Consider the following 15579-nt stretch of genomic DNA (forward strand, 5'->3'; position numbering starts at 1 on the left):
ACTTTGTCCTTATTTGGGCATGTCGGGGCCGGGCCGGCAGTAGTCCTGCAGGAACTGCTTGAGCACCTCCAGCGTCGGCACCCGGAATTTCTGTCGCGCATGGACCAGCGAGATGGGCCGTTCCAGCGCGGGATCGAGCGGGATCGCCGCCAGTTCGCCCAGGGCCAGTTCCTTGGCCACCACGGCCTCGGACAGCACCGAGACCCCCATACCGGCGGCCACGGCCCCCTTGATGGCCTCGGGGCTGCCCAGTTCCATGCAGCCGCGCAGGGCGTTGCGGTCGTACCCGGCCTGCCCAAGGTACTCCATGATGACCTCGCGGGTCCCGGAACCCTCCTCACGGCATATGAATGGGGCGTCGATGAAGGCCTCCACCCCGACACTGTCGTGTCCGGCGAGCGGATGGTCGGGCGGTACGACCAGCTGCAGACGGTCACTGAAACAGGCCTGCACCTCCAGACTGCGATGGGTCACCGGCGCCTCGACGATACCCAGGTCCACGCTGCCTTCCTCGACCATGCCCACCACCATCCCGGTGTTGCCCACCCGCAGGCGGATGCCGATCTCCGGATGCGCACGGCGAAACGCCCCCAACAGCGACGGCAGCATGTATTCGGCCACCGTGGTGCTGGCGCCGATCACCAGGGCCCCGGCGGCCCCCTTCAGCTCGCGCAGGGCGGCTTCCATCTCGCCGTAGGTATCGAAGATCCGCTCGGCGTAACGCCGCACCAGTTCCCCGGCTTCGGTCAGGGCCACCCGGTTGTGGTTGCGATCGAACAGCCGCGCGTCCAGCTGCTCCTCCAGCTGGCGGACCTGAAAGGTCACCGCCGGCTGGGTCATGTGGAGGATCTCCGCGGCGCGGGTAAAGGACAGCTGCCGCGCCACCGTCAGAAACACCTGCAAGCGTCGATCGGCCATCGACTCCACTCCTCCACGCTCCGTCGGGAGCACCATTTCGGGGAACACACAACAATCGCGCACCAGGACAAGGCACGGACGCACCGGGGGCGTGCGTGAAAGCCGGAACCCGACCTCCTCCGGTGCCCACCCGTCGGGCCATTAAATGCGCCTTCGGGCGGCACATTACCCGCCGCTGCAGTCCCGATCATGATAACCCGCACCATTGGCCTGCGATTTGCTCCATGGGCCCTGTCCGCCATCGGAGTACCGCCCCGTGCAACCGCAAGAAGCCGTTGACCTGCTCTGGATCCTCATCTGCGCCGCCCTGGTATTCCTCATGCAGGGAGGCTTTACCGCGCTGGAAGCGGGCATGACCCGCACCAAGAACAGCATCAACGTGGCCACCAAGAACCTGGCCGATTTTACCGTGGCGGCACTCATGTTCTGGGGCTTCGGCTTCGCCCTGATGTTCGGCGGCAGCATGGGCGGCTGGGTCGGCAGCGAACACTTCTTCATGCAGTGGGATGGCCACTCCCCCGACTTTGTCGCCTTTTTCATCTTCCAGACCATGTTCTGCGTCACGGCGGCCACCATCATCTCCGGGGCCACGGCAGAACGCACCCGCTTCATGGGCTACATCGCCATCACCCTGGTCGTGGCCGGGCTCATCTATCCCCTGTTCGGCCACTGGAGCTGGCACGACGCGGGCTGGCTGACCAGTCTGGGGTTCGTGGACTTTGCCGGTTCCACCGTGGTGCACAGCATCGGCGGCTGGGTGGCCCTGGCAGCCCTGCTGATCATCGGTCCCCGGCGGGGGCGCTTCGACGACCAGGGCCGCCCGGTTCACATCCCCGGCAGCAATCTGTCCCTGTCGGTACTCGGCACGCTGTTCCTCTGGATCGGCTGGTTCGGGTTCAATGGCGGCAGCACCTTCGCCCTCAACGAGGACGTCCCCGGCATCATTGCCAACACCCTGGTGGCGGGCGCCGCCGGTGGCGCGGGGGCGCTGCTGCTGACCTGGTGGCGATTCCGCAGCCACGACATCACCACCCTGATCAACGGGGCGCTGGCCGGGCTGGTAGGCATCACCGCCGGCGCCCATGCGGTGAACGCGGCCGAGGCGGTGGTCATCGGCGCGATCGCCGGAGCGGTCATGGTGAGTGCCCGCCATCTGCTGCTGAAATGGCACATTGACGACGCCATCGGCGCCGTCCCGGTTCACCTGGCCGCAGGTATCTGGGGGACCCTGGCGGTGGCCCTGTTCGGTGATCCGGTGCAACTGGCGACCGGACTCGCCTTCTGGTCGCAACTGGGGGTCCAGGCCCTGGGGGTCGCGGCCGCCGGTCTCTGGGCCTTCGGCCTGGGTTATCTCCTGCTCCGCCTGATCAATCGCCATACCCCGCTGCGAGTCTCCCCCGACGACGAGGATCAGGGATTGAACGTCTCGGAACATGACGAGCGCAACGAGCTGGTCACCCTGCTGGACGCCATGGCCGACCAGGCCCGCTCCCGGGACCTCTCCCGCCGGGTTCCGGTGGAACCCTTCACCGAGATCGGGCAGATCGCGCGGCTGTACAACCGGGTCATGGACAGCCTGGAAAAGGCCGTACGCCGTACCGAGACCATCGTGCAAACCGCCCGCGACGCCATTCTGACGGTACGCAGCGACACGCTGGAGGTACTGAGCGCCAACCCGGCCGCCGCCCGGCTGTTCGGGTACGGCGAACGGCGTTTCCAGGGGATGCCCGTCAATGCGCTGCTGGGCGCGGGGGGTGGCGCGCAGGCGGTGGTGGACGGGCTCAGGGACCGGGGCTGGCAGGAAGTGCGCGGTCTGGCCTCGGACGGCACTCCCCTGACCCTGGAAGCCAGCGTGACGCGCTCGGGCGGGAGAGACGAGGCCTTCTACACCCTCAGCTTCCACGACATCAGTGCACGCAAACGGGCCGAGGCGGCACTGCGCGAAGCCAAGGAGGCCGCCGAAGAGGCCAACCATGCCAAGAGCGCCTTTCTGGCCAACATGAGCCACGAACTGCGCACCCCCCTGAACGCCATCATCGGCTACAGCGAGATGCTCATGGAGGATCTGGAGGACCTGCTGGAAGACGATCGCTCCAAAGCCCCGAAGGAGGATCTGCAGCGGATTCATAACTCCGGCACCCACCTGCTGGAACTGATTGGCAGCATCCTGGACCTGTCCAAGATCGAAGCGGGCAAGATGGAGCTCTATCTGGAGTCCTTTGACGTGCGCGACCAGGTCCGCGCCGTCGGGGACGTGGTCAGGCCGCTGGTCAAACGAAACGGCAGCGAGCTGGTGCTGGACTGCCCGGAAGATATCGGCTTGCTGCACGCCGACCAGACCAAGACCCGCCAGGTGCTGTTCAACCTGCTCTCCAACGCCGCCAAATTCACCGAGCAGGGCCGGATCACCCTGCAGGTAGAGGACGTGGACAACCAGGACGGGGCCTGGATCCGGTTTCGCGTCCGCGATACCGGCATCGGCATGACCGAGGAAGAAAAAGGCAAGCTGTTTCAGCCCTTTTCCCAGGCCGATGCCTCCACCACCCGGAAATACGGGGGCACGGGCCTGGGCCTGACCATCTGCCGCCACTTCGTCGACATGATGGGGGGCCAGATCACCCTCGAGAGCACCCCTGGCGAGGGTTCCTGTTTCACCGTGACCCTGCCACGGGATGTGTCCTCTCAGCGGGCAGAACAGACCCTGGTCGACATGGGCGAGCCGGAAACCACCAGCGAAACCGATCGCCGGGTGCTGGTGGTGGACGACGATCCCATGGCCCGGGATCTGATTCGCCGTTTCCTGGAACGCGAGGGTTTTCGTCCCGTGGTCGCCCGCGACGGGGAAGAAGCCCTCAGGCTGGCCGCCCGCCTGCGTCCCCGAGCGATCACCCTGGATGTGATGATGCCGGGCATGGATGGCTGGGAGGTACTGCGCCAGCTCAAGGCCGCGCCGGAAACCGCGGATATCCCCGTGGTGATGCTGACCATGGTGGATGAACCGGAACTGGGTAACGTACTGGGAGCGGCGGACTTCCTGACCAAGCCCATCGCCCGCCAGGAACTCGCCACGGCGCTGGCTCCCTATCAGGACCGACAGGTGCAGGAGACCGTCTGGCTGCCCAAAGGGGGGCAGCCGCTGGACGAGGCCATGCGAGAACTGCTGGGTCGCCTCCCGCAGTAACGGCCACGACCGCAGGCGCGCCAGCATGGGGCAGGGACGATGGGCTATGCTCGAACCCCGCACGGACGTGGCCGTGCACCGGGGGGAGCGTCCGCGCGCGCCCCGCAATCACCGGCCGGGGAGTTCCATGGACATCCATCGCCTGCTCGAATCCCGCTGGCGCCCCGAACCCTGGCAGGAGATCGCCGGGTTCCGGCGCGTGGCGGCGCTGCTGCTGATCCTGATCCAGATGGGGGCGGTGGTCGCGCTGGTGCTGCGCACCGGCGGAACCGCCACGGCCTATCTCAATTTCATCCTGATCCCGATCCTCGCCGGTGCGGCGGTCTTCGGCCCGCGCGGAGGTGCAATCCTGGGTCTGCTGGCGGGCCTGGCGCTGGGGCCGTTCATGCCCATGGACACCACCACCGGACAGATGCAGCCCCTGCTCAACTGGACCACGCGTATGGGGCTGTACGTGTTCCTGGGAGGCGCCACCGGCTGGATGTTCGCCCAGCTGCACGGCCATGCCCGCCAGCTGGTGAACCAGGCCCTCACCAACCCGGTTACCGGACTGCCTAACCGCCAGGCACTGGAAAACGACCTTCGCGAACGGCTCGCGACTGCACGGGCCGAGCCGGGGCCAGGGTCGGGGTCCGTCACCCGGGTCGCCAGCCTGCGCATGGACAACTACGAGGACACCATCAGCGCACTGGGCCTGGAGGCCGAGCATCCCCTGCTGCGGGCAATCGCGGAACGACTGCAGATCTCGGCCCGGCTGGGCAACGGCCGGCTCTACCATATTCACGACGACCACTTCGTGCTGGTCCTGGAGGGCAACGGCGAGCCGCCCTGCCAGGCCATCACCGGACAGGCGGTGGAACGCCTGCAGACCCCGTTCGAACTGCACGGCATCCCGGTTTACCTGGGTGCCCATGCCGGGGTCGCCACCTTCCCCGACGGCGAAGACGACGACCCCGGACGTCTGCTGACCCGGGCATGGATGGCGATGCACGAGGCGCGCACCAGCGGGCACACCTGCCGCCAGTGGAACCCGCGCCAGGACGAGCGTTCGCGGCGCACCGTGGCGCGCCTGGGCGAACTTCAGGAGGCCCTGGGACGCGACCAGCTGCACCTGTGGTACCAGCCCAAGACCGATCCCGGCGACGGCCGGCTGCTGGGAGTGGAAGGCCTGCTGCGCTGGGAACACCCGCGGCACGGGCTGGTCCCGCCCGACGAGTTCATCCCTCAGGCCGAGCAGACCGGGCTGATCCATCCGCTGACCCGCGAGCTGCTGGAATGCGCGGCGGCCGACACCCGGCGACTGCGCGAAGCCGGTATCGACATCCCGGTCAGCGTGAACGTGTCGGCCCGCAACTTCATCGATCCCGAGTTTGCGGAGCATGTCCTCGCGATCATCGAGCGCGCCGGTCTGCAACCCGGCGACCTGGAGCTGGAGTTCACCGAAAGTGCGGTGATGGCCAACCCGGAAGAGGTCGTGACCGCGCTGGACCACCTCGAGGCTGCGGGGGTCGCCCTCGCGATCGATGATTTCGGCACCGGGCAGGCCTCGCTGGCCTACCTGCGCCGCCTGCCGGTGCATTCACTGAAGATCGACCAGGCCTTCGTGAGGGAGATGGCGCACCAGCGGGTGGATGGCCAGATCACCCGCGCGGCCATCGGTCTGGGACACGACCTCGGGCTGCAGGTGGTGGCCGAGGGCGTGGAGGACGAAGGGACCCTGAGCGAGCTGCACCAGCTGGGCTGCGATGCGGTTCAGGGCTACGGCATCGCCCGGCCAATGCCGCTGGACGACGTGATCCGCTGGACACACGCGAATTCGCCGCCGGCGCCGGCGCCGGCCACCTGAGGAGCCGGGGACGGGGCTTCCGGAAAACCCGGGGCGCCAGTGCGAATGTGCACATTGCCCGGCGTTTCCCTAGACTGCGCCGCATGAGCAAGGCCTGGAAGAAACTCGATCTGGAAGGTGGCGGGCTGCAGGCGGTCAACGCCCGGCTGGCCAGTACCATGCGCTCGCGGCCGGCGGCCTATGGCGCGTGGCTGCTGTTCCCCGTCGGCGGGCACCGTTTCTATCTCCACGAACCCGTCGGTGCGGTGGCGTTCATCGCCGGCAGCGCGGCCACCGCCGCCCTCGCCGTCCTGGCACCCGCACTCTGGTGGCTGCTCCCGGCGGCTCCGGTCGCCGCGCTGGCGGCCTTCGATCTGATATGGATCGACCGTCGCGTAACGCGCTACAACAAGGAACTGCGGATGCGGGCCTTTCTGCGCAAGGGCAACCGCCCGCCGCAGGACTATCGCGGACGCTACACCTCCGACGAGGACGCCCAGCGCGAGCTGCAGGAATATCAGGAGGTCAAGGAAGGCGAACGCCCGGGCCAGCCGGGCCCCGCCGGTGCCAACGACCGCGATCGCGATGCCGGGGGGAAACGCCGCATGCCCAGCTTCAACGAACAGGAGGCGATGCTGCGGCAGATGCGGCAGCGCCGTCAGGACGACGAGGACTGACCGGCTGCCCCGGCGCCCCCGTCGCCAACCGCCGGCTCAGTCGTCGCCGGGGCGCCATACGCCGCTGGCTTCCTGCGGCGCAGCGGGCTGCTGCTGCTTCTGGCCTTCCACATCGTCGAACACCGATTCGGTGAAGGCGGCGAGCTGCTTGAGGTAATCCTTGCGTTCATCCACCGACTCGGGCATCTGCGCCAGCAGAAAGCCGGTGATCGCACTCAGATACTGCACGGCCACCAGCGGCTGCTGGGCACGCGGGTCGGCCTCGGCCAGCACGCCCTGGACCTTCTGGATCAGTTCACCGGACAGCTGCAGGGTTTCGTCGCTCATGTAGCGGTCTCCGTTCGCGCTCTGAAGTTTTCGTAAGATTCGCGGCGGGCACCCTAAGCCATGCCCGGGCGCACGGAAAGTCCGCCCTTGCAGCGGCGGGCCTTTGGTCAGCCCTGGCGCGACCGCCAGCCCTCGTCATCGCGTTCGGGCGAGTCCTCCGCCAGCGGGGCGTCGTCCTCCACGTCGAAATCCTCGTAGGCCCGGTCGGGCGGCACCTGCCAGGGCTCGGAGGGCACGATGTTGTGCTCGCCCGGCCGCGGCGCCCAGCGCTCCTCCTCCAGCCCGCGGATCAGGCCGACGATCATCACCAGCATCACCAGCGAGAACGGAAGGGCCGCGAGGATGACCGCGCTCTGCAGCACCTCGAGTCCGCCGGCCAGCAGCAGCACCGCGGTCAGCAGGCCCATGGCGCCACCCCAGGTCGCCAGGTGCACCGTGCGATGTTCGGTGGAGCCGTGCGCCAGCAGGGTGTTGATCACCACGATGCCGGCGTTCGCGGAGGTCAGCAGGTAGGTCGCGATCAGCACCGTGACCAGCAGGCTGCCGCCGATCGCGATTATCCCCGGCTCCAGGGTCTCCATGGTCAGGAAGGTCGCGCGGGTCATGTCCTCGCTGACCGCGGCGGCGATGCCGGCCATCCCCTCGGACTCGGCGTACAGTGCGGTCCCGCCCAGCAGGCCCAGCCACACGAAGGTGATCATGGTGGGCACCAGCAGCACGCCCATTACGAACTCGCGCAGGGTGCGCCCGCGCGAGATGCGCGCGATGAACAGCCCGACGAACGGCGCCCAGGCCAGCCACCAGCCCCAGTAGAAGACCGTCCAGTCGGCATGCCAGCCGTCGGTATGGTGGGCATGGGTGTACAGCGACAGCCCCATCAGGTTCTGCAGATAGGAGCCGGTGGACTGCACCACCAGCGCCAGCAGGTACTGGGTCGGCCCCCAGATCAACAGCAGCGCGAGCAGCCCTGCGCTGAGCCACATGTTGGCCTGCGAGATCCGCTGCACGCCGGACTGCAGCCCGGTCACCACCGACAGCACCGCAATCACCGTGAGTACCGCGGTAATCACCACCTCGGTGGTCGCCGAGGTGCCCATCCCGGTCAGGTGGTCCAGCCCCGACCCCAGCTGCTGGATGCCCAGGCCCAGGGTGGTGGCGATGCCGAACACCGTCGCGAGAATGGCCAGCAGGTCGACGATGTCGCCCGGCCAGCCGTGCACGTACTTGCCCAGCATCGGATGCAGGGCCGAACGCAGGGCCAGCGGCTGGCCCCGGCGAAAACCGAAATACGCCAGCATCAGCGCCAGCAGCGCGAACACCGCCCAGGCGTTGAGCCCCCAGTGGAAATAGGTCAGCACCATGGACATGTCCGCCGCCGGGGCGCCGTCGCCGGCCACGAACGGATTGCCGCCATAGTGGCTGAGGGGTTCGGCCACCGCCCAGAACAGCAGGCCCACGCCCATGCCCGCGGCGAACAGCATCGCCAGCCAGGACAGGGTGGTGAACTCGGGGACCTCGTCGTCCCGTCCCAGGCGCACGTCCTTGTAACGGCCGATGCCCAGCCAGATCACCAGGACCAGGAAGAAGGCCATGGCGGCGACGTAATACCACTCCAGCAGGGGGCTGAGGAAATCGCGTGCGCCGCTGACCGCGGCATCCACCTGATCGGTGCGGTAGATCGCCAGCGCCACGATGATCAGCACGGCAACGATGGAGACGAAGGCGACACGGGGGTTCAGGCCCTTGAACGGACCGCGGGTGGCAACGTTGTACATGGTTCCCCTGGTTTCCGGATCCGATGCGGGCGGGTCAGGCGGACGACCGCCGGGGCGTGAACGACTCGCCGGCCGGGCTGGTCCCGCATCCCGGCCCCGCACGGTCGCGCGCGGCCCGAATGATCGCATGGACCCACCGCAGCTTCGCAATCGCGGCCGGGGTCAGCGTGAACGGGTAGATGTGGCCATGCCCCATGCTGCGGTTGAGGCTGTTGAGGGCATTGGTCAGCGGCAGCCAGTGATCCATCAGGGTATCGATGTCCGGGGCATGATAGGGATCGTAATCCGGTGCGTGGCTCATCGCCGACCCGGCCAGCCCCTCGGCGCCAACCTCGAGGCCATAGGCCCGCGCGGTGTCCAGGGTATCCACGATGTGCAGATAGTGCGCCCAGGTCTCCGCCCAGTCCTCCCACGGATGAGCACTGGCATAGGCACTGACGAAGCGCTCCTGCCAGTCGGCCGGCGGCCCCTCGCGATAATGCCGGCGCAGCGCGGCATCATAATCGGCGCGCTCGTCGCCGAACTGCCGGCGGAAATCCTCGTGCGCCGGGCCACCGCGCACCAGGCGTTCCCAGTAATGGTGGCCGCTCTCGTGGCGGAAATGTCCCAGAATGGTGCGATAGGGCTCGGCCATCGCCTCGCGCATGCGCTCGCGCACCGCCGGATCGGCCTCGGCGATATCCAGGGTGATGAGACCGGCGGCATGCCCGGTCACCACGCCACCCCCCTCCTGAAACGCCGGCGCGGTGGACGCCAGGAAATCGAATGCCAGGCCCGCGGGGTCATCGCGCCTGGGCGTCACCGGCAGGCCGAGCCGCAGCAGGCCATAGACCAGACGCCGCTTCTCCGCCTCCAGACGCGCCCACAGCGTCCGGTTCCCGGGAACACTCAGATCGGGGATGGTCCGGTTGAGACGGCACGCGCGGCAGAACGGATCCGGATCCGACTCCGGCACCATCCAGTTACAGATGCCGTCCACCGCATAATGCCGGCACTGCCGATAGCGCGGGCCGTCCGGCTCCCCGGCCACCTGCCACCATCCCCCCGCGACCTCGCGGCCCTGCCGGTCGGTGCCCGTCCCGACCGGGGCCAGGGCCGCCACCCGCATGCGGTCGGGCAGAAAACCCAGGCGGTGGCCGCAGCGGGTGCAGCGGGTATTGTCGAAATGAACCGCAAGGCCACAGGCCTCGCACTCGAACAACTGCATGGATCTTCCCCGCCGTTCCCGGTCTGCCGGTACCGCTCCAGAGTACGCCCTCCGGCGCCCCGCGTCAGGGCCCCTCGAGCAGTGTCCGCACCCGCTCAAGGGTTCGTGGATGCTCGAGGATGCCCGCATGCGTGGCATCCACCCCGTAGAGACTCGCGGCCGCCGCCTGGGCCTCCGGCCGCAACATGCTCTCGAGGCTCACCACACCGTCGGTGAGCTCGCGGCTGCGCCCGCTGTCGCGGCGATGCGCAAACAGCAGATGGGTCTCGGCCGGGATCCCGGCCGAGCCGGCGAACAGCCCTTCCAGAAATTCGCTGCCCGGCGCCATGTCACGCCAGACCGGCACCACGACCGGCGCATGCGCGACCCCGGTCGCGGCCATCCGGTGGCCACCCCAGGGCGTGGCCAGGGTCACCAGGCGCGGAACCCGGGCAGGCGCGCCGCGGCGCTCACGCTCCAGCAGGAAGCCGCGCGCCACCAGACCGCCCATGCTGTGCGCCACCGCCTGATACCGTTCCAGGCCATAGCGCAGCTCCAGCTCTTCCATCACCTGCGCCAGGTGCACCGCGGCCGCTTCCAGCGGGACACCCGACGGGTAGTAATATGCCCAGGGCTGGAAACGGCGGGTATCCAGATCCTCCACCAGCGCCTCGAAGGAGACGGGCGAACCGTTCATGCCATGGATGAACAGCACCGGCTCGCGCGCGGGGTCGTAGGGACCATCGAGGAAATACACCCCGGCGTAGCCATCGCGGACGAAATCCAGCGGCCGCCACTGACTGGCGGCGGCAATCGCCGGATCGAATCGCGGGTCCGCCAGCGTGGTGACAAGACCGAAGGCCGTAACCCGCCCGAGGCTGGGCAGCGAATCATCCTCGTGTGCCGCCCGTTCCGCCGCCGCGCCCGGGAACGTCAGTCCGCCCTCGTCGAACGCCCCGTCGATTCGCCTCGCGGGGTCGTCGACCCGGATGCGCTGGTCCAGGTAGCGCTCGCCCGCGCCGCAATCGAGCGTTGCACCGCGCTCCCAGGCATGGGCGGCCCCCGGCACGGCGCCCGCATCGCGGCCATCCTGCCAGTAACCCAGCACCGACCACACGCCCGGTTCGAGGGCAAAGAACCACTGCCCGCCGGACCCGGTGAGCACGTGATCCACTACCTCCGGCGGCAATCCCTCACCGCGCTCGCGCACCGCCAGCACCACGTAGGCCCCGTCGTCCGAATCCTTGCCAGCCTCTCCGGCCCCGGCGATGCGACCCTCCAGTACGCAGGCACCCTGCATCGCGGCAAACTGGCCGCGCGCCTCCAGCAGGGTGCAGCCGGTCCCGGCCACCGCCACGGCCAGCAGCACCGGCATCCACGCAAGCCGCCACATCAGCCGGCGGAACACGTCACGCACTCCTGCCCGCTCATCCATGGTTTCATCCTCCGGCCCGGCCTCCGGCGGCCCCCGACGCTTCCATTCCGGGCATGTTCCCGCGCCGCGCGCCGCCCGTCCAGCCCGCACCATCCATGTGCATTCTGCACCACAAAAGAGCAGACAGGATTGTCCCGGATACCGGGTTATGCCTTAATGCGCGCCCATGGTTCACACAGGAAGACAGTCATGAACGGAAGTCTCGACGAGAAACTCGAGCCGATCTATCAGGAAGTCCTGCACCGCAACCCGGGCGAGACGGAGTTTCACCAGTCCGTGCACGGGGTGCTGCAGACCCTGGGCCCGGTTCTGGTCAAGTACCCGGAATTCGCCGACCTGAAGATCATCCAGCGCATCTGCGAACCGGAACGCCAGATCATCTTCCGCGTGCCCTGGCAGGACGATCGCGGCGAACTGCAGATCAACCGCGCCTTCCGCGTGCAGTTCAACAGCGCGCTGGGGCCGTACAAGGGCGGCATCCGCTTCCATCCGTCGGTTTATCTGGGGATCGTCAAGTTTCTCGGCTTTTCCCAGGTCTTCAAGAACGCGCTCACTGGCCTGCCGATCGGCGGCGGCAAGGGCGGCAGCGACTTCGATCCCAAGGGCCGCTCCGACGGCGAGATCATGCGCTTCTGCCAGAGCCTGATCACCGAGATGTATCGCTACCTCGGCGAATACACCGACGTCCCCGCCGGCGACATCGGCGTCGGCCAGCGCGAGGTCGGCTACATGTTCGGGCAGTACAAGCGCCTGACCAACCGCTTCGAATCGGGCGTGTTCACCGGCAAGGGTCTGGACTGGGGCGGCAGCCGTGCGCGCACCGAGGCCACCGGCTACGGCGCGGTGTTCTTCACCCAGGAGATGCTGAAGGCCCGCAACGATTCCCTCGAAGGCAAGCGGGTGGTGATCTCGGGTGCCGGCAACGTGGCGATCTTCGCCACGCAGAAGGCACAGCAGCTGGGTGCGAAGGTCATCGCCTGCTCGGACTCGCGTGGCGTGATCCTCGACGAGGACGGCCTGGATCTGGACCTGCTGCGCCAGATCAAGGAGCGTGAACGCGGCCCGGTCTCGGACTACGCCGAACGCAAGCCGAGCGCGAAATACCGTGAAAACGGCTGCATCTGGGAGATCCCCTGCGAGGTCGCCCTGCCCTGCGCCACGCAGAACGAACTGACCGGCAAGGATGCGAAGGCACTGGTCGAAAACGGCTGCATGGCGGTCGCCGAAGGCGCCAACATGCCGGTGACCCCGGAAGGCATCCAGATCTTCCGCGACGCAGGCGTCGCCTTCGGTCCCGGCAAGGCCGCCAACGCCGGCGGCGTGGCGACCAGCGCGCTGGAGATGCAGCAGAACGCCAGCCGCGACTCCTGGACCTTCGAACACACCGAAGCACGCCTGCAGGAGATCATGGCGAACATCCACCAGACCTGCTTCGAGACGGCCGAAGAATACGGCTCCCCGGGCAACTACTCGGTCGGCGCCAACATCGCCGGCTTCGTCAAGGTCGCCCGCGCCATGGAGGCCATGGGCCACATCTGAGCTCCCGGGCCCGAACGCAGGAAGGCCCGCACATGGCGGGCCTTCGGGTCATCCTCAGTGACAGCCGGGACGGACCGGGGCGGCTCAGGCCGCCTCGGCGTGCTTCACAAAGCGCAGGGCCTCGCCCTCCATGTCCACGCGGATGGTGTCGCCGGAGACGAACTCGCCGGACAGCAGCTGCTGCGCCAGCGGGTTCTCCAGCTGGGTCTGGATCGCCCGCTTCAGCGGCCGCGCCCCGTACACCGGGTCGAAGCCCGCCTCGCCGAGGTGATCCAGCGCCGCGTCGGAGACCTCCAGCCCCAGTTCGCGCTCCTCCAGGCGTTCGCGCAGATAGCGCAGCTGGATCTCGGTGATCGCACGGATCTGCTCGCGCTCCAGCGGGTGGAAGACCACCACGTCGTCCACGCGGTTGATGAACTCGGGGCGGAAGTGCTGCCCGACGATCTCCATCACCGCGCCCTTCATGCGATCGTAGTTGTCCTCGCCGGCCATCTCCTGGATCTGCTGCGAACCCAGGTTGGAGGTCATCACGATCACCGTGTTGCGGAAGTCCACGGTGCGCCCGTGACCGTCGGTCAGGCGGCCGTCATCCAGCACCTGCAGCAGCACGTTGAACACGTCCGGATGCGCCTTCTCGACCTCGTCCAGCAGGATCACGGAGTACGGCTTGCGGCGCACGGCCTCGGTCAGATAGCCACCCTCCTCGTAACCGACATAGCCCGGGGGCGCCCCGATCAGCCGCGCCACGGAGTGCTTCTCCATGAACTCCGACATGTCGATGCGCACCATGGCCTCCTCGGTGTCGAACAGGAAGCCGGCCAGCGACTTGGTCAGCTCGGTCTTGCCGACGCCGGTGGGGCCGAGGAACAGGAACGAGCCGTTCGGACGGTTGGGATCCGCCAGCCCGGCGCGTGAACGGCGGATGGCGTTGGCCACCGCGGTCACCGCCTCGTTCTGGCCGACCACGCGCTCGCCGATGGCCTCTTCCATGCGCAGCAGCTTGTCCTTCTCGCCCTCCAGCATCTTCGCCACCGGGATCCCGGTCCAGCGCGAGACGACCTCGGCGACCTCCTCGTCGGTCACCTTGTTGCGCAGCAGCTGGGTCTCCTGGCTCTCCATCTCGTGGGCCATGGCCAGGGACTTCTCCAGATCCGGGATCTTCCCGTACTGCAGTTCGGACATGCGCGACAGGTCACCGGCACGCCGCGCGGTCTCCAGCTCCTGACGCGCGCGCTCCAGTTCTTCCTTGAGCTGCGCGGCGCCGGAGACCGAGGCCTTTTCGGACTTCCACACCTCTTCGAGGTCGGAGTACTCGCGCTCCAGGCGCTCGATCTCCTCCTCCAGCGTGCCCAGGCGCTTCTTCGAGGCCTCGTCGGATTCCTTGTTCAGCGCCTCGCGCTCGATCTTCAGCTGAATCAGGCGCCGCTCCAGCCGGTCCATGGACTCGGGCTTGGAGTCGATCTCCATCTTGATCCGGCTGGCCGCCTCGTCGATCAGGTCGATCGCCTTGTCCGGCAGCTGGCGGTCGGTGATGTAGCGCTGCGACAGCTGCGCCGCGGCGACGATCGCCGGGTCGGTGATCTCGATCCCGTGGTGCACCTCGTAGCGTTCCTTCAGTCCGCGCAGGATGGCGATGGTGTCCTCCTGGGTCGGCTCGTCCACCAGCACCTTCTGGAAGCGGCGCTCCAGCGCGGCGTCCTTCTCGATGTTCTCGCGGTATTCGTTGAGCGTGGTCGCGCCGATGCAGTGCAGCTCGCCACGCGCCAGCGCCGGCTTGAGCATGTTGCCGGCATCCATCGCGCCCTCGGCCTTGCCGGCACCCACCAGGGTGTGGATCTCGTCAATGAACAGGATCACCCGACCCTCTTCCTGCGAGATCTCGTTGAGCACCGACTTCAGGCGTTCCTCGAAGTCGCCGCGGTACTTGGCCCCGGCCAGCAGCGAGCCCATGTCCAGCGCCAGCACGCGCTTGTCCTTGAGCCCTTCGGGCACCTCGCCGTTGACGATACGCTGGGCCAGGCCCTCGACGATCGCGGTCTTGCCGACCCCGGGCTCGCCGATCAGCACCGGGTTGTTCTTGGTGCGGCGCTGCAGCACCTGCACCGAGCGGCGGATTTCCTCGTCACGCCCGATGACCGGATCCAGCTTGCCCTGCTCCGCGCGTTCGGTCAGGTCGGTGGTGTATTTCTCCAGCGCCTGCCGATTCTCCTCCGCGTTGGGGTCGTCCACCTGAGCCCCGCCGCGGATCTGCTCCACCGCGTCCTCGATGGAGTCCTTGTTGGCCCCGGCATTGCGCAGCATCTCGCCCACGCCGGCCTTCTCGTCGATGGCGGCGAGGAGAAACAGCTCGCTCGGGATGTACTGATCCTTGCGCTCCTGGGCGAGCTTGTCACACACGTTGAGCATGCGCCCCAGGTCGCTGGACACGTGCACGTCGCCGGCGGCACCCTCCACCTTCGGCATGCGGTCCAGCGCCTCGCCCAGCGCGGAGCGCAGCTGGCGCACGTTGACCCCGGCACGGTCGAGCACGTGGCGGGTGGTGCCGCCCTCCTGATCCAGCATGGCCAGCAGCAGGTGGGCCGGTTCAATGAACTGATGATCCCGGCCCACCGCCAGCGACTGGGCGTCGGAGATCGCGCTCTGGAATTTGGTCGTCAGGCGATCCATTCGCATCGGATTGATCCTCGCTTCAAAATTGGCAACTGACCCGAACGAT

Annotated in this window: 10 protein-coding genes; 4 read left to right on the forward strand and 6 right to left on the reverse strand. The window is 67.8% G+C overall.

Annotated features, from left to right (window positions below; all coding sequences use genetic code 11):
* Window positions 1-9: 9 nt before the first annotated feature.
* A complete protein-coding gene (locus tag F787_RS0107695; protein ID WP_018870131.1) occupies window positions 10-918 on the reverse strand; it encodes a LysR family transcriptional regulator in 909 nt (302 codons plus the stop codon).
* A 256-nt stretch (window positions 919-1174) separates the two neighbouring features.
* Between F787_RS0107695 and amt the strand changes: the two genes are divergently transcribed.
* The 3 genes from amt to F787_RS0107710 all read left to right on the forward strand — a co-directional run bounded on the left by amt (window position 1175) and on the right by F787_RS0107710 (window position 6601).
* Window positions 1175-4099: an ammonium transporter gene (gene amt / locus F787_RS16135; protein ID WP_051246083.1), complete on the forward strand. Its 2925-nt coding sequence runs from the start codon at window positions 1175-1177 to the stop codon at window positions 4097-4099.
* Window positions 4100-4226: 127 nt separating this feature from the next.
* Entirely contained in the window at window positions 4227-5945 is a 1719-nt protein-coding gene (locus F787_RS0107705; RefSeq protein WP_042805783.1) for a bifunctional diguanylate cyclase/phosphodiesterase, read from the forward strand.
* 83 nt (window positions 5946-6028) lie between these two features.
* A complete protein-coding gene (locus F787_RS0107710; RefSeq protein WP_028491823.1) occupies window positions 6029-6601 on the forward strand; it encodes a hypothetical protein in 573 nt (190 codons plus the stop codon).
* Window positions 6602-6637: 36 nt separating this feature from the next.
* Here the strand turns inward: F787_RS0107710 and F787_RS0107715 are convergent, their stop codons facing one another.
* The 4 genes from F787_RS0107715 to F787_RS0107730 all read right to left on the reverse strand — a co-directional run bounded on the left by F787_RS0107715 (window position 6638) and on the right by F787_RS0107730 (window position 11324).
* Window positions 6638-6928, reverse strand: coding sequence for a hypothetical protein (locus tag F787_RS0107715; protein ID WP_018871131.1), 291 nt, complete (start codon window positions 6926-6928; stop codon window positions 6638-6640).
* A 107-nt stretch (window positions 6929-7035) separates the two neighbouring features.
* A complete protein-coding gene (locus F787_RS0107720; RefSeq protein ID WP_028491824.1) occupies window positions 7036-8703 on the reverse strand; it encodes a BCCT family transporter in 1668 nt (555 codons plus the stop codon).
* A 34-nt stretch (window positions 8704-8737) separates the two neighbouring features.
* Complete coding sequence (locus F787_RS0107725) at window positions 8738-9910, reverse strand: putative zinc-binding metallopeptidase (protein ID WP_018871133.1); 1173 nt, start codon at window positions 9908-9910, stop codon at window positions 8738-8740.
* Between the two features lie 64 nt (window positions 9911-9974).
* Window positions 9975-11324 (reverse strand): alpha/beta fold hydrolase, encoded by a 1350-nt coding sequence (locus tag F787_RS0107730; RefSeq protein ID WP_028491825.1) that lies wholly within the window; start codon window positions 11322-11324, stop codon window positions 9975-9977.
* Between the two features lie 189 nt (window positions 11325-11513).
* On the opposite strand from F787_RS0107730, the gene gdhA reads away from it, so the two are divergent.
* Window positions 11514-12863 carry an NADP-specific glutamate dehydrogenase gene (gene gdhA, locus F787_RS0107735; protein ID WP_028491826.1) on the forward strand — a complete coding sequence of 450 codons (1350 nt, stop codon included), beginning with the start codon at window positions 11514-11516 and terminating at the stop codon, window positions 12861-12863.
* Window positions 12864-12947: 84 nt separating this feature from the next.
* Here the strand turns inward: gdhA and clpB are convergent, their stop codons facing one another.
* Window positions 12948-15530, reverse strand: a complete 2583-nt coding sequence (gene clpB, locus F787_RS0107740; RefSeq protein ID WP_028491827.1) for an ATP-dependent chaperone ClpB — start codon at window positions 15528-15530, stop codon at window positions 12948-12950.
* Between the last annotated feature and the right edge of the window lie 49 nt (window positions 15531-15579).

This window comes from Thioalkalivibrio sp. ALE19, assembly GCF_000428605.1.
In the GTDB taxonomy this organism is placed as follows: domain Bacteria; phylum Pseudomonadota; class Gammaproteobacteria; order Ectothiorhodospirales; family Ectothiorhodospiraceae; genus Thioalkalivibrio.